Annotated in this window: 15 protein-coding genes; 4 read left to right on the top strand and 11 right to left on the bottom strand. The window is 40.0% G+C overall.

Annotation, left to right across the window (positions count from 1 at the left end; all coding sequences use genetic code 11):
• Nucleotides 1-14: 14 nt before the first annotated feature.
• From MWU84_RS13870 to MWU84_RS13855, 4 genes are all read right to left on the bottom strand, one after another.
• The gene (locus MWU84_RS13870) at nucleotides 15-857 is read right to left on the bottom strand and encodes a pseudouridine synthase (RefSeq protein ID WP_246902300.1); all 843 of its coding nucleotides are present in this window, start codon (nucleotides 855-857) and stop codon (nucleotides 15-17) included.
• 74 nt (nucleotides 858-931) lie between these two features.
• Nucleotides 932-1,837 (bottom strand): geranylgeranylglycerol-phosphate geranylgeranyltransferase, encoded by a 906-nt coding sequence (locus MWU84_RS13865; RefSeq protein WP_246902298.1) that lies wholly within the window; start codon nucleotides 1,835-1,837, stop codon nucleotides 932-934.
• Nucleotides 1,838-1,848: 11 nt separating this feature from the next.
• Nucleotides 1,849-2,787 (bottom strand): mevalonate kinase, encoded by a 939-nt coding sequence (locus MWU84_RS13860; RefSeq protein ID WP_246902294.1) that lies wholly within the window; start codon nucleotides 2,785-2,787, stop codon nucleotides 1,849-1,851.
• A gap of 266 nt (nucleotides 2,788-3,053) precedes the next feature.
• Nucleotides 3,054-4,136: a diphosphomevalonate decarboxylase gene (locus tag MWU84_RS13855; protein ID WP_246902292.1), complete on the bottom strand. Its 1,083-nt coding sequence runs from the start codon at nucleotides 4,134-4,136 to the stop codon at nucleotides 3,054-3,056.
• A 94-nt stretch (nucleotides 4,137-4,230) separates the two neighbouring features.
• Between MWU84_RS13855 and MWU84_RS13850 the strand changes: the two genes are divergently transcribed.
• Nucleotides 4,231-4,704, top strand: coding sequence for a TspO/MBR family protein (locus MWU84_RS13850; RefSeq protein WP_246902290.1), 474 nt, complete (start codon nucleotides 4,231-4,233; stop codon nucleotides 4,702-4,704).
• Nucleotides 4,705-4,768: 64 nt separating this feature from the next.
• Here MWU84_RS13850 and MWU84_RS13845 read toward each other — a convergent pair whose 3' ends face one another.
• On the bottom strand, nucleotides 4,769-5,320 hold the full coding sequence (locus MWU84_RS13845) for a DUF1697 domain-containing protein (RefSeq protein WP_246902288.1): 552 nt from the start codon (nucleotides 5,318-5,320) through the stop codon (nucleotides 4,769-4,771).
• 204 nt (nucleotides 5,321-5,524) lie between these two features.
• Between MWU84_RS13845 and glpK the strand changes: the two genes are divergently transcribed.
• Together glpK and MWU84_RS13835 are read left to right on the top strand one after the other, a co-directional pair.
• On the top strand, nucleotides 5,525-7,024 hold the full coding sequence (gene glpK / locus MWU84_RS13840) for a glycerol kinase GlpK (RefSeq protein WP_246902285.1): 1,500 nt from the start codon (nucleotides 5,525-5,527) through the stop codon (nucleotides 7,022-7,024).
• Between the two features lie 13 nt (nucleotides 7,025-7,037).
• Complete coding sequence (locus MWU84_RS13835) at nucleotides 7,038-7,766, top strand: MIP/aquaporin family protein (protein WP_246902283.1); 729 nt, start codon at nucleotides 7,038-7,040, stop codon at nucleotides 7,764-7,766.
• A gap of 7 nt (nucleotides 7,767-7,773) precedes the next feature.
• Here the strand turns inward: MWU84_RS13835 and MWU84_RS13830 are convergent, their stop codons facing one another.
• From MWU84_RS13830 to MWU84_RS13805, 6 genes are all read right to left on the bottom strand, one after another.
• Complete coding sequence (locus tag MWU84_RS13830) at nucleotides 7,774-9,063, bottom strand: NAD(P)/FAD-dependent oxidoreductase (RefSeq protein WP_246902281.1); 1,290 nt, start codon at nucleotides 9,061-9,063, stop codon at nucleotides 7,774-7,776.
• A complete protein-coding gene (locus MWU84_RS13825; RefSeq protein ID WP_246902279.1) occupies nucleotides 9,063-9,815 on the bottom strand; it encodes a glycerophosphodiester phosphodiesterase family protein in 753 nt (250 codons plus the stop codon). Before MWU84_RS13825 ends, MWU84_RS13830 begins: the two co-directional genes overlap by 1 nt.
• A 17-nt stretch (nucleotides 9,816-9,832) precedes the next feature.
• A complete protein-coding gene (locus MWU84_RS13820) occupies nucleotides 9,833-11,623 on the bottom strand; it encodes an alpha-amylase family protein (RefSeq protein ID WP_246902277.1) in 1,791 nt (596 codons plus the stop codon).
• A 200-nt stretch (nucleotides 11,624-11,823) separates the two neighbouring features.
• Complete coding sequence (locus MWU84_RS13815) at nucleotides 11,824-14,139, bottom strand: glycoside hydrolase family 65 protein (RefSeq protein ID WP_246902275.1); 2,316 nt, start codon at nucleotides 14,137-14,139, stop codon at nucleotides 11,824-11,826.
• 107 nt (nucleotides 14,140-14,246) lie between these two features.
• Complete coding sequence (gene pgmB / locus MWU84_RS13810; protein ID WP_246902273.1) at nucleotides 14,247-14,900, bottom strand: beta-phosphoglucomutase; 654 nt, start codon at nucleotides 14,898-14,900, stop codon at nucleotides 14,247-14,249.
• A 160-nt stretch (nucleotides 14,901-15,060) separates the two neighbouring features.
• Nucleotides 15,061-16,080, bottom strand: a complete 1,020-nt coding sequence (locus MWU84_RS13805; RefSeq protein WP_246902271.1) for a LacI family DNA-binding transcriptional regulator — start codon at nucleotides 16,078-16,080, stop codon at nucleotides 15,061-15,063.
• Nucleotides 16,081-16,509: 429 nt separating this feature from the next.
• Between MWU84_RS13805 and MWU84_RS13800 the strand changes: the two genes are divergently transcribed.
• Nucleotides 16,510-19,632 (top strand): SusC/RagA family TonB-linked outer membrane protein, encoded by a 3,123-nt coding sequence (locus tag MWU84_RS13800; protein WP_246902269.1) that lies wholly within the window; start codon nucleotides 16,510-16,512, stop codon nucleotides 19,630-19,632.
• The last annotated feature ends 6 nt before the right edge of the window (nucleotides 19,633-19,638 follow it).

Below are 19,638 nucleotides of genomic sequence, written 5' to 3'. Positions count from 1 at the left end.
GAAGGACTTTTACCTTATTTGATCATCCCTAGATTGATGACTTCCTGAGGGGTAAGATGTCTCCAATGTCCACGTGGAAGATCTTTTTTGGTAAGTCCGGCATAGACTACCCTATCCAATTTTATAACCTCATATTCCAATTCTTCAAAAATTCGGCGTACAATTTTGTTACGGGTACTCTTAAGTTCAATGCCTACTTCGCGCTTGGGTGAATTTTCAATAAAACTTACGTCATCTACCCTAACCACACTATCATCTATAGAAATACCTTCCTTGATCTTAATTAGGTCTTCACCCCTTAGATTTTTATTAAGTTCTACATGATAAATTTTACGAAGTCCGTTTTTTGGCTTGGTAAGTCGCTTTGTCATCTCGCCGTCATTGGTAAATAACAATAGTCCGGTAGTATTCTTATCCATTCTCCCCACTACCGAAAGTTTGGATTTGGAAGCACTGGAAATTAGGGAGGCTACGGTTCTTTTTCCGCGCTCATCCTTTGGCGAGGTCACAAAATCCTTGGGTTTGTTTAGTAGTACGTATTCCTTTTTCTCCGGATTTAGCAAACGACCATCAAATTTTACTTCATCGGTCAATTTAACCTTGTAGCCCATTTCAGTTATAGGCTTGCCATTTACGGTGACATTTCCGGCAGAGATATAAATATCAGCGTCCCTACGTGAGCATACGCCAGAGTTGGCTACATAACGATTAAGGCGCATTACATTGGGATCCGAAGGTGCCTTTGCCTCCGTTCTTTTTCTTATAGGCGCGTTACCCCGTGCATGGCTTTTTTTTCTAAAAGTGCCCCCTTGTCTTCCTGATGCTTTTTTGTCGTTATTGGAATCTGACCTGCTCATATGTACTATAATTTATTGCAAAGGTAGCAAAGGAAATCGTATGTATAAGCTAATCTAGCGGTTATTAGTGATTCTTAGAGGATTCTGTTCAATACCAGATCAACGTTGATCAATAAAATACTGAATACTCCCAGTGTAATGATCAACTTTAGAATGTTGTGCAGCCAAACGTAGTGTTTTTTGCTGTTGGATTTTACCAAAAGGATCAAAAAACCCAAAAGCAAAAAAATGCACCCTATGAAATAAAGGTACATATAGCCAACATCAAAATATTCGATCAAGAGAAAGGCCGGCAGTAGGGTTAGTCCTATTAAAACGGCTATGCAGGTCTTAGAGAATTTTGCCCCGTACATTATGGGAATGGTCTTGTAGTTTTGGGCCATATCACCCGCAATGTTTTCCAGATCTTTGATCATTTCCCGGGCCAATATCAATAGGAAAAGATATAGTGCGTGGACAAAAATTACGGTATCAAAATTCTTATAATACACAAAAACCGCAAAAAATGGGGCTATTGCCAAGGTAGCAGAAACAAAATTGCCCAAAAATGGTACTTTTTTCAACTTATGGGAATAAAGCCAAATTCCAAAAATATAGGCAGAAAAGAATACAACAGCTTTAAAAGAAACATAGCTGGCAAAAAAGACCGAAAGAAAATTTAGTACAAAATAGGTGGTGAGCTTGGTTCGTTGGCTAACCAAGCGGTCCAACATACTTTTACGAGGCTTGTTGATCAGGTCTTTTTCGGCATCGTAAAAATTATTAATGATATAACCAGCAGCAATGACCAAGGCCGAACTGAGTACAATTACGAACAGATTGCCGTCAAAAACAACCTTGCGCAAGGGTAAATCAGGGGCTAAAATATAGATGGAGGCCAGGTATTGAGCCAATATGATCATGAGAATATTGTATCCTCTGACCACAGAAAACAGGCTCAGAAACTTTAATAGTAAGAGCTTATTCCTTCTACTAAGCATAAGGGAGATGTTTAGAAGTTATATACCACTTCCAAATTATAGCCTTTCAGCGCTTTTTTAGCCTTGTTGAGGTCTTCGGTAAATCCTAAAATATAACCTCCGCCTCCAGAGCCACAGAGTTTTAAATAGTAGTCGTTGGTGTCAATTCCCTGTTTCCAGAGTTTATGGAATTCTGCAGGTATCATGGGCTTAAAATTATCCAAGACTACATGGGACAATTGTTTTAGATTCCCGAAGAGCGATTTTACGTTCCCATTTATAAAATCTTCCACACAGGCATCCGTATGTTTAATAAACTGATCTTTAAGCATGGCACGGAAGCCTTCATGTTTCATTTGCTCCATAAACAAATGGACCATCGGGGCGGTTTCCCCTGTGCTACCGCTGTCCAAAAGGAAAACGGCTCCCTTACCGTCCAAATTTTGCGAAGGAATACTGGTCGATTCTATATTATCCTTGGAATTTATCAGAATAGGCAGGCTTAAATAACTGTTCAAAGGGTCCAATCCCGAAGATTTACCATGGAAAAAGGATTCCATTTTTCCGAAAACAGTCTTCAGCTTCAGTAATTTTTCCCTAGTAAGATTCTCCAAAACGGTGATCTTTTCAATGGCATATTTATCGTAGATGGCCGCTACCAAAGCACCACTACTGCCCACACCGTATCCTTGTGGAATGGAACTGTCAAAATACATACCATTGGCCAAGTCTTTATTCAAGGCCTCAAGATCAAATGTTACCAATTTATGGTCTTTTTGTTGAAGGTTTTTTAAATATTCCGCAAAGCCTTTTAGGCTGGCATTCGATTTCTTTGCCTCTTCCGAATCTTTGTTCTTGGATTTTAATGCCCCCTTAAAAAAGTTATAGGGTATAGAAAGTCCTTTGGAATCCTTAATGATCCCATATTCCCCAAAAAGTAGAATTTTAGAGTAAAAAAGTGGTCCTTTCATTTCTTTAAGATAAGAATAAATAATTAAAAATTAATAATCTATAACTTATAATTATAGTTTTAATGTTTGTAAGATATACTCCAATAAACTTAATATTTTTTCAATTTAGAATTTTATAGTAACATTTTCCGTACGGGCAAATGTCGATCTTTTGTAAAGAACTATTATATTAATGGTAAAATCAAAACTTTTGGTTTTAAGAGTGTTCCCACAGATAATAATCAACGCAAAATATCACTATTAATTATTCATTTTTTACTTTCAAATTACAGCTTTTCCGCTCCATTACCAATTTGATCGCAAATATACTGCCCGTTTTCACAATATGCAACCAACTCATTATTAATAAATTGGTAAACCTTTTCCTTTTCCCTTTCTGGATATAGGACATGTACATTTGCCCCTGCATCCAAGGTAAAACAAACGTGGGTTTTGGAGGAGGCCCTAAAAGCCCATATTTTATTGATAATCTCCAAGGTATTGGGTTTCATCAATATAAAATATGGCATACTCGTCATCATCATTGCGTGCAAGGTGAGTGCTTCACCTTCTACGATTTTGATAAATTCCGATAAATCTCCTTCCTCGAAAACCTTTTTTAATTTGGTCAGATTTTTATGCGCTTGATCGAACCGCTTTTCCGCAAAAGGGTGATCGTGCATTAAATTATGGCCAAGACTGCTGCTCACCTGTTTGGAACCTTTATCTACCAAAAGGATGGTATCTTGAAAATTTTTAAACACCTGGTGCACCTTATAAGGATATTTAATGGCAAAAAGATCGGAGCTATTCCGGGTATCCTTGTGTGCTCCCCATTGCATTAGGTTTCCATGGATACTCCTGCAGGCACTCCCAGATCCCAATCGTGCCAAAAACGAAGCCTTTCTGTTAAAGAAATCCGTATCCATATTTGGGGTTAGTTCTCTTTCAAGCTCCATGAGGCATAGTGCCAAGGCCGACATACCACTGGCCGAGGAGGCGATACCGCTACTGTGGGGAAATGAATTGGAGGTTTCTATGGTAAAATGATAGTCCTTTATAAAGGGTAAATAGGGTTCGGTCCTTTTGAGAAAAGTGCTTATTTTGGGCTTAAAATCCTCTTTGGGTCTACCTTCGAAAAGAAGATCAAAAGAAAAGTCGGATGCTGTATCTTCCAATTTTTTATAGCTGACCGTTGTAGTGGTAGCGCAGGTATCCAAGGTAAAACTAATGGATGGGTTTGCGGGAATCTGATGTTCCTTTTTTCCCCAATATTTCACTAAGGCAATATTACTGGGCGATTTATAAGTAACTTTTCCTTCTGTCTTGCCTGTAGTGTAAGGGGAAGGGATAAAGTCTTTCTCGGTCATAATGGAAACAATTTGTGCAAAGATAGTTTTTAAGGAGATTTGCAGTAGATCCTGTTAAAATAAATTGTTAATTTAGGGCATTAACAACCAACCTTTGAAAAAGCAACTTACCTATATCGCAATTTCTGTAGCCGTTTGCCTAATGATTGGATTTTTGTCCAGTTTTGCAACGCAATCTTCGGTCGATGGTTGGTATCTTGAATTGAACAAGCCCAGCTTTAATCCGCCCAATTGGATTTTTGCCCCAGTTTGGACCCTACTTTATATTCTTATGGGTGTTGCTGCAGGAATTGTTTGGGCAAAAGGGTTTTATCATATTTGGGTAAAAACGGCCTTATATCATTTTGGGATACAGTTGTTGTTCAATGCACTTTGGAGTATAATTTTCTTTGGATTCAAGAATCCGTTTGGCGCTTTACTGGTTATACTTAATTTGTTGGTGCTGTTGATTTTTACTATAAAATGGTTTAAAGTGGTGAGCCAAACTGCCGCCTTGTTATTGATTCCGTACCTGCTTTGGGTATGTTTTGCCACGGCCCTTAATTATAAGATTTGGGAATTGAATTAATATTTTTTTTCGGTGACGTGTATTGTTGGCGGTAAATGAAAAGTCTATTGGGATTATTGTACATTTACGTACTGATTTGACTCCCCATTTCCAACAACTTTATCATGGTCCTGTGGTTTCTTGTGGTGGCGGTCACCTGAAGCTTTTTTTCAAAAAAATTATTGTCGCATTTTGTTTTGCCATAGCCTTGGTCACAACTTAGGTAGACACAGCTATTGGTAATTATAAACCTTTCACTGGGGAATTGTTGCTGTTGTAGACTATGGATCAATTCCCTGTTGGGAGTTTCTTGCAAGATCACATAGTACCATTTTTTCGATTCTGATTCATAGAGTGTCCTAAATGGGGATTGTTTAAGGATTTCGTCAAGCTCAGGCAGGGTCAAGGCCAAAACAGGGACCTCAAAGCCAAAAGCCTTGTATATACCATTTTTGATGATTTTGGAAACTTCATTGGAAGATGAAACTGAACTTTTTAGAACAATATTACCGCTTTGTATATAGGTGCTTACCGCAGAAAAATCCAAGGATTCCAGCATTGTTTTTAACTGGGACATCTTAATTGTCTTTTGTCCACTTACATTGATCCCCCTAAGAAGTACAATATAGTTTGTCATCTTTACCCTTTTTTACTACCGATGGATAAAAATAACAATATTTTGGAATGGAGATATTCGGGGGTTTATGGCATAACCACCACTTTTTGGATTGGTGCCAATAAACACTTTTGTTTAAATCTATAGGTTCTGGTTATTAATTTTTCAATTTTAGTGCCTATATTTTGTTATCTTGATACCCATTTTAAAAGATAACCTACCAATATGGAAAAATATATATTAGCATTGGACCAAGGTACAACGAGCTCCCGTTCCGTTGTTTTTGATAAAAAAGGTGACATCGTTTCGGTGGCCCAAAAGGAATTTACCCAATATTTTCCGAAACCGGGTTGGGTTGAGCACGATCCCTTGGAAATTTGGTCGTCCCAAGCCAGTACGGCCGCAGAGGCCACCACTAAAAAGGGAATTTATGGAGCCGATATAGCGGCTATAGGAATTACAAACCAACGGGAAACGGTAGTGGTTTGGGATAGGAATACTGGTAAGCCAGTGTATAATGCCATTGTTTGGCAAGATAAAAGGACTTCCAACTATTGCGATGAGTTAAAGAGACAGGGAAAATCCAAGCTGATAAGGGAAAAAACCGGTTTGGTGATCGACTCCTACTTTTCAGGGACCAAGGTGAAATGGATTTTGGACAATGTGCAGGGGGCCCGAGAAAAGGCAGATGCCGGGGAATTAATAATGGGAACCATAGATTCTTGGTTAATTTGGAACATGACCAAGGGAGAACTGCATATTACCGATGTTACCAATGCCTCTAGAACATTGCTTTACAATATAAATACATTGGAATGGGATGATGAGTTGTTAGAGCTTTTTACCATTCCGAAAAGTATGTTGCCCCAAGTTAAGGAGTCCAGTGAGGTTTACGGGCATACCAATCCCAATTTTTTTGCGAGTAAAATCCCAATTGCCGGAATTGCAGGAGATCAGCAAGCGGCTCTATTTGGCCAAATGTGCACCAAGCCAGGAATGGTCAAAAACACCTACGGTACTGGATGTTTTATGTTAATGAATATAGGGGAAAAGCCAATTGTTTCTGAACATAATCTGCTAACTACAGTGGCCTGGTCCATAAAAGGAAAAACCCAATATGCCCTTGAAGGAAGTATTTTCATAGCTGGTGCCGTAGTACAATGGTTGAGGGACAGCTTAAAGATTATAAAAAAGTCAGAAGATGTAGAAAAACTGGCTGGTTCTGTAGACAGTACGGAAGGAGTTTATTTAGTTCCTGCTTTTGCCGGTTTGGGAGCACCATATTGGAACCAGCATGCCAAGGGAAGTATTTTTGGGCTTACTAGAGGCAGTACGGACGCGCACATTGCTAGGGCAGCTTTGGAATCCATTGCCTTTCAGACCATGGATGTTTTAAAGGCTATGGAAGCGGATTCTAAAATTTCTATAAAAGAATTAAGGGTCGATGGGGGAGCTACCGTAAATGATTTACTGATGCAATTTCAGGCCGATGTTCTTGATACGGCCACCGTACGTCCAAAAGTGATAGAAACCACGGTCATGGGAGCTGCTTATTTGGCTGGTTTGGCGGTAGGATTCTGGGAGAGTCTTGAGGAAATTCAGGAAATTTGGCAAACCGATGTCAATTTTAATCCCACCACGGAAAGGAAAGAAATAGAACAAAATATTAAAGGCTGGTACAGGGCCATTGATGCCGTAGAATATTGGTCCAAACTAAACGATTAAATAAAAACCAACTATGACTCCATTTATTGCTGAAATCATTGGCACTTTTTTCCTGATCCTTTTAGGGGGCGGGGTTGTTGCCAACGTAGTTCTTGACAAAACAAAATCTAACGATCCTGGCTGGATGGTCATTACTACGGCTTGGGGGCTGGCGGTCTATGTTGGGGTGGCGGTAGCCGCACCGTATAGCGGCGCACATCTAAATCCCGCCGTGAGCCTGGGACTTGCCGTTGCCGAAAAATTTGATTGGGCCTTGGTTCCCATCTATATTTTGGGTCAGTTTATAGGGGCTATGTTAGGCGCTTTGATCGTCTGGCTCTTTTACAAAGATCATTTTGATGCCACGGACGACAAGGACGCCAAAAGAGCCATATTCTGCACGGCTCCGGCCATAAGAAATCCTATTAACAATCTATTTAGTGAGGTAGTGGGCACTTTTGTCCTGGTTTTTGTTGTGCTCTATTTTACGGACGCCTCTATAACGGATACGGAAACCGTTATAGGTCTAGGGTCGTTAGGAGCACTTCCCGTTGCCTTTTTAGTATGGGTTATTGGGCTTTCTTTGGGAGGAACCACAGGCTATGCCATTAATCCGGCAAGGGATTTGGGACCGCGAATAATGCATGCAATTATGCCAATAAAAGGAAAAGGCGGTAACGATTGGGGCTATGCGTGGATCCCAGTTGTAGGCCCCTTTATTGGGGCTACATTGGCCGCCTTGTTGATGTTATTATTGAGTTAATGGCCGCTTATTTAGGCCTGGCAATTGCCTGGGCTGCAATAAATGCCCCGGTCCAGGCATTTTGAAAGTTAAATCCGCCCGTAATGGCATCTACATTGATCACTTCTCCGGCAAAATAGAGGTTTGGGAGCAATTTACTTTCATAGGTCTTAAAGTTTATTTCCTTTAAGTCTACCCCTCCGGCAGTGACAAATTCTTCCTTAAAAGTACTTTTTCCATCTACTCTAAATTTGGAACCTGTTAACTGTTTCGACAATTGTTGTAATTGGGTCTTGGAGATATCTGCCCATTTATCGTTGTCTGAAATGCCCGATGCTTTTACCAGACTGCCCCATAACCGTTTTGGTAGATCAAAGGCTTTGGTCCTAAGTATGGTTTTCCTTCCTTCAACTTCCTCTATTTGTTGAAGTTGTCGTAAGAGTCCTTCTTCATGATAGGCGGGTAGCCAATTTATCTTTATGGTAAACTTGTAATTTAATTCATGCAATAACTGTGCTCCCCAAGCGGATAGTCTCAATATGCCTGGGCCACTCATTCCCCAGTGTGTTATTAAAAGCGGGCCTTCGGATTCTAGATCTGAGGCGTGGATGGAATATTTTTTAAGGGCCGCATTAAATTTTCCGTTATTGACTTTGGAGGGAATTATCTTGATGCTGGCATTGGTACTAACCCCTTGTATGCCGGTTATTCTTTCATCTACAATATTAAAGGTAAAAAGAGAAGGTACAGGGGCTATGATAGTATGCCCCATTTGCCTCAATAATTCCCATATTTTAGGATTGCTGCCCGTAGCAACCAATATTTTTTTGGCTTTGTAGGTATTTCGAATTGTTTTGATTGCCCAGGCGTAGTTCCCCGTCCCCGTATTTCCGCCAAGGGGTGTTATCCCAACAATGGAACTGTTCTTGAGAACTTTAATTCCCAGTCGGTCCGTTTCATTTAGAAAACAATCAATGATGGTTTGGGAGGAGTTGGAGGCCGGGAAGATCCTCCCGTCGGCTTCAATATTCAATTGTATGCCCCGCTTTTCAAAAAAGGCCATGGTATCGCCACTGCAATAGGAGTGAAACGGCCCTACTAGTTCCCTTTCTCCCCTAGGATAATTTTTGGCAAGTTCCTTTGGGTCAAATTCAGCGTGGGTAACGTTACAGCGCCCCCCACCGGATACTTTTACCTTGGTGAGCACTTCTTTGCCTCGTTCCAAGATGACTACTTTTAAATTAGGGTTGCTTTCTACTATGTGTATGGCGCTATAAAAACCTGCTGCACCTCCTCCTAAAACAAGTACATCTAACATTAATTTATGCGTTCTGGATAATTGGTAATTATACCATCCACTCCCAATCTTTCTACAGCCTCAATTTCTTCGGGTTCGTTTACGGTCCATGGATAGATTTTAAATCCGGCCTTTTTAATCTCGTTGACGTTTTCAAGGGTTAAGTCTTCAAAATATGGATTTATAGCAACCGCTTGCAGTTCTTTTCCAATTTCCAAAGCGTTCAATGGATCACCAAATACGAGGATGGCAATAGGGACTTGGGTATTCAGCGCACGCATTGCCTGAAGCTCGTCCCATTTAAAACTGGAAATAATAAATTTGTCAATCGGCCAGCCTTTTTCTTTTATGTAGTAATTCATGATAAAGTTGACCCTGTCTGCTGTATTGGATCCCTTGAGCTCAATATTTAATTGAACTTTTTTATCAATAACATTCAGCACCTCCTGTAGGGTTGGAATTTTATGGTTGCCGATCAGGGTTAATTTCTGAAGGTCTTCAAAATTATAATCCTCGATATTACCAATACTATCCGTTAGTCTTTCCACATCTTCATCGTGGAAAACCACAGTTTCCCCACTTTTTATTTTAAAGACGTCGATTTCTATCATATCCACGCCAAGTTCTATTGCTTTTTCAATAGAAGCCAAGGTGTTTTCCGTTTCATGCCCCATGGCACCTCTGTGGCCAATAACCAAGGGTTTGTTCATATTGTCACAACTTAAAATTAATAGAAACAAGAAAAAAGATCCTACTACTGATGATGTTTTCATAATGTAATGCTAAAAATCTATTTTAAACTTAAAATTAATGATTCCAAGGGATGTATGTCAATTCTTATATGGCCAATTTCATTTTCGACATTTAAGGATAATTCCTTTTCCCCGAACAATTCGTCCTTTACAAGGTAGGTACTATTCTGTAGCCCCCATTCCTTAATAATTTCCCTTGGGAGTTTTAAATCAAATCCAAAGGCTTGACCGGCATCAAAATTAGAAATAACAATGAGTTTTTCGTTCTTTGACCATCGAACAAAGGATAAAACCCGGTGATTGTAATATTCCGTATAGTCTTTATTATAAAAATGAATATCCTTGTATTTTCCCATTAAGGCACTGCTATTAATGGTGAAATTGAGCAAATTCTTATAAAAAGTCCTTAATTCTTTTTCTTTTGTGGAGAGTTGCCCCCCGTCAAATTTTTTGTTGTTCATCCAACGTTGAAAGTGGGGGACCCCAACATAATCGAAGATGGAAGTTCTACTCGGGGAACCAAATCCAGGACTTTCCTCGGCTGGTTCGCCAACTTCTTGTCCAAAGTAGATCATGGTAGGCGAGGTGCTTATGGTGGCGGATACTACCATGCCCGGTTTGGCTTTTTCGGCATTACCCAAAAATTCGGGACAGGCAATACGCTGCTCGTCATGATTCTCAAGAAAATGTAACATTTGGTGCTCAATATCCATGAGCCCGTTTTGGACTACAGGGATATGGTCTGTCCACCCATGGCCCTGCATAATATGTTTTAAGGAATCATAAAATTCTACCTTGTCATAGAGATAGTCCATTTTTCCTTTAAAGATGTAATCCCTGTACAGCTGTGGATTATAGACCTCTGCCATTAAAAATGCATCTGGTTTTTTCATTTTTATGGACGAATTCATAAAGCTCCAGAATTCTACTGGAACCATTTCGGCCATGTCATAGCGAAATCCGTCCACTCCTTCATTTAACCAGAAAAGGGCAATATCCCTAAATTTTATCCAGGAATCGGGGATCTCTTTGCCTTTCCAGAATTCAAAATGTTCAGAAAAGTTTTTGTGGCCAAAATCTTCTGGCAGCGATGCAAAATCGCAACGTCCATCCGGACTAATTCCGTAATTAATTTTTACCGTTTCGTACCAATCATTAAAATCGGGTTTGGACAAACGGGAACCATTTCCGGTCCATTTTGCGGGGGTTTCAGTGAATTTGCCACCGGGAATATTATATTCTTCTCCGCCAAGGGGAAGGTAGCCGTCCCGCCAATCAGGAACGGTAAAGGATTCCCCCGGATTGTAGTAAAAATTATTGTTCTTATCATAGACAACATCGGTGTTGTCATTGGTGCCAAAATCCACTACCCCTTTGGGATTATTATTACCTTCATATTTTCGGGCAATATGGTTTGGAACAATATCTATGATAACTTTTAAACCTTCCTTATGGCTCCTGGTCAATAGGTCTTTGAACTCCGAATTTCTATTTCTCGGATCGTTGGCCAAATCTGGGTTAACGCTGTAATAGTCCCTTACGGCATAGGGCGAACCCGCCCTGCCCTTAACAATATCCGGGTCGTCATTGGAGATGCCATATGCGGAATAATCCCTGATAAGGGCGTGGTGGGGAATACCTGTATACCAAATATGGGTTATCCCAAGATCCTTAATTTCTTTTAAAGCCTTTTGTGTGAAGTCACTTAATTTGCCCACCCCATTTTCTTCTATGGTGCCCCAAGGTTTATTGGTGGTATTGGTATTCCCGAACAATCTGGTAAATACTTGATAAACTACTGTTTTTCGAATTTCAGTGGTCTCTTTCATTTTGTGCTTTCTTTTCGGAACAAAACACTAAGGCTGTTTTGTAAAGCTTTTCACTGCAATATTGGCACTTGTTTTTGGAATTTAGGTTAATTTATTCGAAAATTTTTGTTTCTGCAGTGAGTTTTAGCGCTATCGATCAAAGTTTTTTAAAAATTATCCCAATCATTCATTTTTTAAATGTTCTTAACATTGCCCTGGGTTTAGTTGGCCAGAGAATAGGTTTTCTTGCCAGGAGTTAAAACTACACGTTTTCCGTTTACACGAATGGACATTTCGTTGGTGCCTTCCAAGTCAAAAGTGGTTTCCTTTTCCGAAACCTTTACCTTTAAAATTCTATCCCTAAAATTTACTTTGAAGGAGAAGGATTTCCATTCCTTTGGGATTCTTGGGGTAAAGGACAGTTTGTCCTCCAAAATTCTCATACCCCCAAAACCTTCCACTATGCTCATCCAGGTTCCGGCCATGGATGTAATATGTAGCCCTTCCTTGACTTCCTTGTTGTAATCGTCCAAATCCAATCGGGATGTACGTAGATAAAAGGAATAAGCTTGGTCCATTCGGTTCAACTTTGCAGCCTGAATACTATGGACACATGGGGATAAGGAGGATTCATGCACCGTGAAGGGTTCGTAAAAGTCGAAATGTTTTTCCAGTTCGTCTATGGTAAAGTGGTCTTCAAAGAAATAAAATCCTTGAAGTGTATCTGCCTGTTTAATGTAAGGCGACCTTAAAATCCTGTCCCAGCTCCATTTCTGATTTATGGGTCGATCTTTTTTGTTCAATTCTTTTACGGGGATTAGTTCCTTGTCCAAAAAACCATCTTGTTGCAAATAAACGCCTAATTTTTCATCATATGGGAAGTACATATTTTTGGCCACCTTGCTCCAGTCCTGGGTTTCCTTTTCAGACAGTTTGGTGACTCCAATAATTCGATTATAGTCGTCCGGATATCCCTCTTTTACTTTTTGCAGTTCATGAAGGGCATAATTAAAGCACCATTTGGCAATGTAATTCGTGTACCAGTTATTGTTTACATTGTTTTCGTATTCGTTTGGACCTGTGACCCCTAGAATAACATATTTGTTTTTTTGAGAGGAGAAGGTGGCCCTTTGATGCCAAAAACGGGCTATACCGATCAAGACCTCCAAGCCCATTTCCGGGATATAGGTGTAATCTCCTGTAAAGCGGTAGTAATTGTAAATGGCAAAGGCAATGGCACCATTCCGATGAATTTCCTCGAATGTTATTTCCCACTCGTTATGGCATTCTTCCCCGTTCATGGTTACCATGGGGTAGAGGGCTGCACCATCTACAAAACCTAATTTTTGGGCATTTTCAATGGCCTTTTCCAAATGGTTGTACCTATATGTCAATAAGTTTCTTGCCACCTTTTTATTCTTGGTGGCCATGTAAAAGGGAATACAATAGGCCTCGGTATCCCAATAAGTACTTCCGCCGTATTTTTCACCTGTGAATCCCTTGGGGCCAATATTAAGTCTGGAATCCTTGCCCAAATAGGTCTGGTTCAAATGAAAAATATTGAAGCGGATTCCCTGTTGTGCCTTTACATCACCATCAATTGTAATATCGCTCATTTCCCAAATTTCGGACCATGATTTCTTTTGTTGCTCCAATAGGGCCTCAAAACCTAATTCCGTCACCTTGTGCAAAACACTTTTGGCGGCCAAGATCAATTCATGGGCCCTATGGTTCGTGGAAACCGTATATCCCCCAAATTTTATCAGTGATAGGGTGTCCCCTTTTTTTATGTCCTTTTTAAAGAGATGTACAATATTTGTATCCGATATGGCTTCTAGCGGTTTTTCTTTTTCTATTTCATTGTTATGGTACATTCTGGATTCCATAAACGTACAGGTAGCGAAATTGGTCTTCAGGGTATGTGCCTCAATAAAAGCTTGAAACCCGTCCGAATTAACCCCTGTGGTATTCCAAAATTGGTCGTCCCAATTGGTGTCCTCATTGGTAATTCCACTATCAACATAGGGGTGAAAAGCAATTGAGCTATCCTGGTTGATGGCCGTAATTTGGTATTTAATGGCACCTACTTCATCAAAGTCCAAACTCAGGAATCGGGTAATCTTTACCTCAATTATTGTATCATTGGGCAGAGTAGCCCTGAAGCTCCGGATATACCAGCCTTCTTTCATGTTTATTTCCCTACGAAAATCCGCTACGCTCTTACAGGTATTGAGATCCAAAGTTTCCCCATTGATAAGAACATTGATGCCAATCCAGTTAGGAGCGTTCAATACTTTGGCAAAATATTCGGGATAGCCGTTTTTCCACCAGCCTACACGTGTTTTATCTGGGTAATATACTCCTCCAATATAACTTCCTTGAAAAGTGGGCCCGGTATATTTCTCTTCAAAATTGGCGCGTTGCCCCATGGCACCATTTCCAAGACTGAACAAGCTTTCCGAGGATTTTACTCTTTCTTGTTCAAATCCTTCTTCTATGATAGACCAGTTATCGGGCTTTATATAATCTTGATTCATTGTGCTAGTGTTTCTCGGTTATTGTAATGGGCTTAGGTGTTTTTGTGTCAGATTCTAATTGGGAGGACACCAAATTAATTAATTATTGTCAATGTTCATCGTAGGGTTTATTCAATTAGCCGGTTTAGGAAGACATCATCAATTTCCGTAAAATTTGCGAAAACAAATTTTGCCTCGGAGAGTACTTTTTCCTCCCCAATGCCTATGCTCAACATTCCTGCATTGTTGGCGGCCTCTATTCCGGCAACCGCATCTTCAAAGACCACACACTCCTTGGGATTTACCCCCATTTGTGCTGCGGCCAACAAAAAAACTTCTGGATCGGGCTTGGCTTTGGTTACTTGGGTGCCGTCCACAATAGCATCAAAATAATCCATTAATTTTACTTTTTCCAAAATCGGGCGTGCATTTTTGCTGGCAGACCCCAAGGCTATTGGCATTTTCTGTTTTTTAAGGAACTTCAGTACCCTTTGTACATCGGGCAATATTTCCGATGCGTCCATTTTTTCTATTAGGGATAAATAATCCTCATTCTTCTCCACCAACCATCCGTTGAACTGTTCTTGTGATGCCTTGATTTTCCCAATTTCCAATAGGATCTCCAGGCATCTTTTGCGACTTACCCCTTTAAAAAGTTCGTTTTGCTCTATTGTAAATTCAAATCCCAATTCATTGGCCAATTTTCTCCAGGCCAGGTAATGATATTTGGCGGTATCTACGATAACACCATCCAAATCGAATATAAATCCTATTTTCTTCATTGGTTTAAGATATTGATTAAAATTTGGCCCGATCATAGGAAGACGAGATTCTTGTTAATGAAGTCCTATAGGCTTATAATAGTTTTAGGCGGTCTACAATATTTCTATATTTCCCTCAGTAATTGAATAATTCTTGCCTAGCAATTAAGTGATGTGGGTCCTAGTTGACTGTTGATCCACGTTCTATTATGGTGGGTTCCAAAATCTTGGTAACGAATGTTTCCTCCTCCATATCATTTTCTACTTTTTCTATAAGTATTTCTGCCGCTATTTCCCCCATTTGTTCCCCGTGTTGGGCAATAGCGGTCAATCCAGGAGAGGCGTATTTGGACAAAAGTCCATCTGTGAAGCCTATAAAGGAAATGTCCTCTGGAATTTCTAGGCCTTTACTTTGTACCAACCGCATACTGTGGATGGCAAATATTTCATTAACACTCAGTACGGCGTCTACTTTTTCCCTTTTAAAAAAATCCTCGATCATTTTTTCATCTATTTCCATAGAAGGAAGTTTGAGTATTAGGTTTTCGTTAAATACAATGCCATTGTCGGACAATGCCTGGGTATAGCCCACGGCTCTTTCCCTACTTACACTTATATAGTCATCTGTAGTGATTAGAGCAATTCTTTTTCTTCCGTCATTTATAAATTTGGTTACTGCGTTGTAAGCGCCTTTTCTATCATTGATGTATACCTTGTCGCATTTTATATCCTCTGCAACCCGGTCAAATAAAACTAAGGGTATCCCTTGTTCGGTAACTTCCTTTAAATGGTTATAGTCATTTTTTAATTGAGTGCCCGAGGAGAGGGCCATAATAAACCCGTCTATACTTCCATTGGCAAGCAATTCCATATTTATGACTTCCTTGTCGAACGATTCATCGGAGACACATACGATTACATTATAACCTTTGGCATTGGCGTATTTTTCTATTCCCCTGAAAACTGTGGTAAAAAAATGATGAACGATATCTGGAATTATTACCCCAATGTTTTTGGTGCGCTTATTTTTTAAGCTGATGGCAATATTGTTGGGCTTGTAATTGTATAATTTTGCAAAAGCCTGGACCTTTTCTTTAGTGTCCGATCCAATTTCCTCACTATTTTTCAAGGCTTTGGATACCGTAGAAATGGAAACCCCTAATTCCCTTGCAATATGTTTGAGGGTTATTTTTCTTTTCAAAATTGAATTTTTTTTCAAATCAATATACTACTAAAAGTACAAAAGCATTTGTACTTGATTGGCACAAATTGGAATATTTAATTACAAGATGTAAATGTAATATATTAAGGTTAGGAGTGAAATCAATTTTTGTAAAATGTTAAAATAGTATATGATTTAATCAAAATACCATTGAATATAAAATTGCAGTATATTTGTATGGTACTATTTATTTGGAAATTCAAAGGGGCGAAAATATGTAATTAGCCATTTTGATTTGATATTCCGAAAAGCGCAATTGTACGAAAACGTTTTAGGTGTTTTTTAGACGTTAAATTTATGAATATAACAATAAATGGATATTTTATTATTTATATTCGAATTTAAAACTAGAATTATAAGCAATTATTTAACTCAATTATTATTTAACTCAATTAAAACTAACAATGTATGAATCTTAAATTACTTAAGAGCTTTTTGCTATTTGGAACATTTTTGTGTTTTGGACTAGCTTCAGCTCAAGAAGTGTCAGGTACGGTATCTGATGCTACTGGTCCCTTACCGGGAGCTAGTGTCGTTGTAAAAGGAACTACCAATGGCGCACAGACAGATTTTGATGGTAATTTCACCTTAAGCGATGTGGATGCCAGCGCTATTCTAGTTTTTAGCTATATCGGCTACAAAACGCAGGAAGTGGCAGTAGGCAATCAAACGACCATTAATATTATGATGGAAGAAGATGCACAGGCATTGGCCGAGGTGGTTATCATTGGTTATGGAACCACTACGGTAAAGGACGCTACAGGTGCTGTTTCCGCGGTTACTTCCGAGGACTTTAACGGAGGGGTAATATCATCTCCCGAACAATTAATTCAGGGTAAGACCGCTGGGGTTCAAATTTCCCAAGGTAGTGGGGAACCTGGTTCTGGTGTTTCAATTAGGATCAGGGGTACTTCTTCAGTTAGATCCAATAACGATCCATTATTCGTTGTGGATGGTGTTCCACTTCCTTCCGGAGGTAGTTCCTCTGAAGGTACGGATATAGGTGTGGGTTCTAGTTCTGCCAGAAATCCACTTAGCTTTTTGAATCCAAATGATATTGAAAGCATGAGTATCCTAAAGGATGCGTCATCAACGGCTATCTATGGATCTAGAGGTGCCAATGGAGTTGTTATCATTACCACTAAGAGTGGTAAAGGTGGAGCACAGGGGGGTACTTGGGAGTTTTCTTCTGATCTAAGTTTTTCATCACCGGCCAATGAGTTCGATTTATTGAATAGAAGCGAGTTCTTATCTGCTGTTTCTGCCTTTGGCGGAAGCGCAACAGATTTAGGAAATGATACGGATTGGCAATCGTTGGTCACCAGAAATTCATCTTCGACCAATAATAACTTGGCTTACTCCCAAAATTATGGATCAGGTAACGTAAGGGCAACCTTTAATTATGGGAAACAATTCGGGATAGTGCCAAAATCCTCACAAGAGAGGGTCACTGGAAGGATAAATCTTTCCCAGAGGTTATTAGATGATAAGTTAAGGTTGGATCTACAAAGTACAATTTCCCGTGTAAATGACGAGGCACCACCTTTGAGTGGTAGTGCGGGTTCTACTGGTGATATGTTGGGTTCGGCTTATTCTGCCAATCCTACTTGGCCCGCTAGTAGTTCATTCAATCCCGGGGATAGGATCAATCCCTTGAACTTATTGGAGAACTGGCAAAGTTTAACCTACACCGATCGTTTTCTGATTAATTTTTCAGCTTCCTACGATATTGTGGAAGACTTAACGGCCAAGGCTACTGTGGGGTACGATAAATCCAACTCCACACGTGAAGCTGAATTGGGCAGTAAGTCTTTTAACGTGTCCCGAGGAGCTGGTGGAAATGGTAGAGGCGCCATAAACGACCTTGATTTGGAGAATAGTCTATTGGAATTGACATTGTCCTACAAAAAAGAATTCGATAATTCGGTATTGGATGTGCTGGGAGGTTTCTCTTATCAAGATTTTAATACCAAACAAAGAAATGTTGAAGGTTGGGGTTATTCCACAACCAATTTAAACAGCATGGCCAGGAATTTAAATGACGCGGCTAGCAAGATTGAATCCATGATTACCGGATCCTATCAGCAATATGGCTATGCGTCCGGGGGTGATGCCGATCTTTTTGTGAACAGACTTTTTCCAGAGCCGGTTTCAGACCGCCTAGGAGAGGTTAGTATTCCGGTAAAATCCATTTTTACCAATACTTTTGACAATACGGATGAATTACAATCCTTTTTTGCCAGGGCCAACTACAGCCTAGCAAATAAGTATTTGTTTACTGCAACGGTCCGGGCCGATGGCTCTTCACGTTTTGGTGAAAATAACCGATATGGTATTTTCCCTTCAGCGGCTTTTGCCTGGAAAATAAACGAAGAAGATTTCATGGGCGATGCCATGTCTACCTTAAAACTTAGGTTGAGCTACGGTATTACCGGGAACCAGGATGGTTTGGGATATGGCCGTTTCGCTAGACGGGAACGTTATTCCATTGCAACCCTTGGGGATCCAAATATTAGTGATGGAGGAGGGGTAAGTGTCCCAGGTATTTCTACCGTGGAATTTGCCAATCCCGATTTGAAATGGGAGGAAACTACCCAATATAATGTAGGTCTGGATTTTGGGTTTGCCAATGATCGCTTTAATGGGTCTATTGATGTGTACCGAAAGGAAACAAGGGATTTACTGCTTAATATAGAAGCGGCCCAGCCTTCCCCTCAGCCCACTTTTTTCCAGAATTTGGATGCCATTGTTCTTAACCAAGGAGGTGAATTCTCCCTAAATTACGATATTTTACAAGGAGAAGACTATAGCTGGACCGCTGGATTTAACGTAGCCTACAATAAAAACGAAATTACGGATTTCGATGGAGAGATTGCGGCGGGTACCATTCGTGGTGCAGGATTGTCCAACGCTTTTGCCCAACGCTTGGCGTCAGGACAACCTTTGTATTCCTTCTATTTAAGGAAGTTTACAGGTTTCGATGCAAATGGCAACCCCGTTCATGAGGGAGGTGTGGATAACCAACAGTTTCTAGGTAAGAGTGCGCTTCCAGATTTCACGGGAGGTTTTTCTACCTCGGCAAATTATAAAAATTGGTCCGCATCAATGTATTTTAACGGTCAGTTTGGAAACTATATTTACAACAATACGGCTAACGCCTTTTTTACAGGAGGTGCCATCGGTAGTGGTAATAACGTAACACAGAATGTGGTGGAATTGGCAGGACAGGAAGGTAGATTTGCGGAAGCTTCTGTTTCCTCCAGATTCTTGGAAAAAGGAGATTTTGTAAGATTGCAAACAGCATCCATTTCCTATGACGTTCCCTTAAAAGATGGCTTATTCAAGTCTATGAGACTTAGTCTTACAGGTCAGAACCTTTTTGTAATTACAGATTATTCCGGTCTTGATCCGGAGGTTAGTGTAGCACCGGCTAGTGCTGCCCTATTGAATGGTTTGCCAATTGCAGGTATAGACTATAGTGCCTTCCCAAGACCAAGAACATACACATTAGGATTTAACGTAACTTTTTAATCATAG

The organism is Arenibacter sp. F20364, from assembly GCF_023015905.1.
Classification (GTDB): domain Bacteria; phylum Bacteroidota; class Bacteroidia; order Flavobacteriales; family Flavobacteriaceae; genus Arenibacter.
Note: the sequence above shows the minus strand (reverse complement) of the source record. Positions and strands in the feature narration are given on the sequence as shown.

What these genes read in the sequence shown, in the direction of transcription:
- MWU84_RS13825 (WP_246902279.1), bottom strand. Translation starts at nt 9,815, where the DNA reads ATGAAAACATCATCAGTAGTAGGATCTTTTTTCTTGTTTCTATTAATT.
- MWU84_RS13860 (WP_246902294.1), bottom strand. Translation starts at nt 2,787, where the DNA reads ATGAAAGGACCACTTTTTTACTCTAAAATTCTACTTTTTGGGGAATAT.
- MWU84_RS13835 (WP_246902283.1), top strand. Translation starts at nt 7,038, where the DNA reads ATGACTCCATTTATTGCTGAAATCATTGGCACTTTTTTCCTGATCCTT.
- MWU84_RS13870 (WP_246902300.1), bottom strand. Translation starts at nt 857, where the DNA reads ATGAGCAGGTCAGATTCCAATAACGACAAAAAAGCATCAGGAAGACAA.
- MWU84_RS13815 (WP_246902275.1), bottom strand. Translation starts at nt 14,139, where the DNA reads ATGAATCAAGATTATATAAAGCCCGATAACTGGTCTATCATAGAAGAA.
- glpK (WP_246902285.1), top strand. Translation starts at nt 5,525, where the DNA reads ATGGAAAAATATATATTAGCATTGGACCAAGGTACAACGAGCTCCCGT.
- MWU84_RS13855 (WP_246902292.1), bottom strand. Translation starts at nt 4,136, where the DNA reads ATGACCGAGAAAGACTTTATCCCTTCCCCTTACACTACAGGCAAGACA.
- MWU84_RS13820 (WP_246902277.1), bottom strand. Translation starts at nt 11,623, where the DNA reads ATGAAAGAGACCACTGAAATTCGAAAAACAGTAGTTTATCAAGTATTT.
- pgmB (WP_246902273.1), bottom strand. Translation starts at nt 14,900, where the DNA reads ATGAAGAAAATAGGATTTATATTCGATTTGGATGGTGTTATCGTAGAT.
- MWU84_RS13800 (WP_246902269.1), top strand. Translation starts at nt 16,510, where the DNA reads ATGAATCTTAAATTACTTAAGAGCTTTTTGCTATTTGGAACATTTTTG.
- MWU84_RS13845 (WP_246902288.1), bottom strand. Translation starts at nt 5,320, where the DNA reads ATGACAAACTATATTGTACTTCTTAGGGGGATCAATGTAAGTGGACAA.
- MWU84_RS13830 (WP_246902281.1), bottom strand. Translation starts at nt 9,063, where the DNA reads ATGTTAGATGTACTTGTTTTAGGAGGAGGTGCAGCAGGTTTTTATAGC.
- MWU84_RS13865 (WP_246902298.1), bottom strand. Translation starts at nt 1,837, where the DNA reads ATGCTTAGTAGAAGGAATAAGCTCTTACTATTAAAGTTTCTGAGCCTG.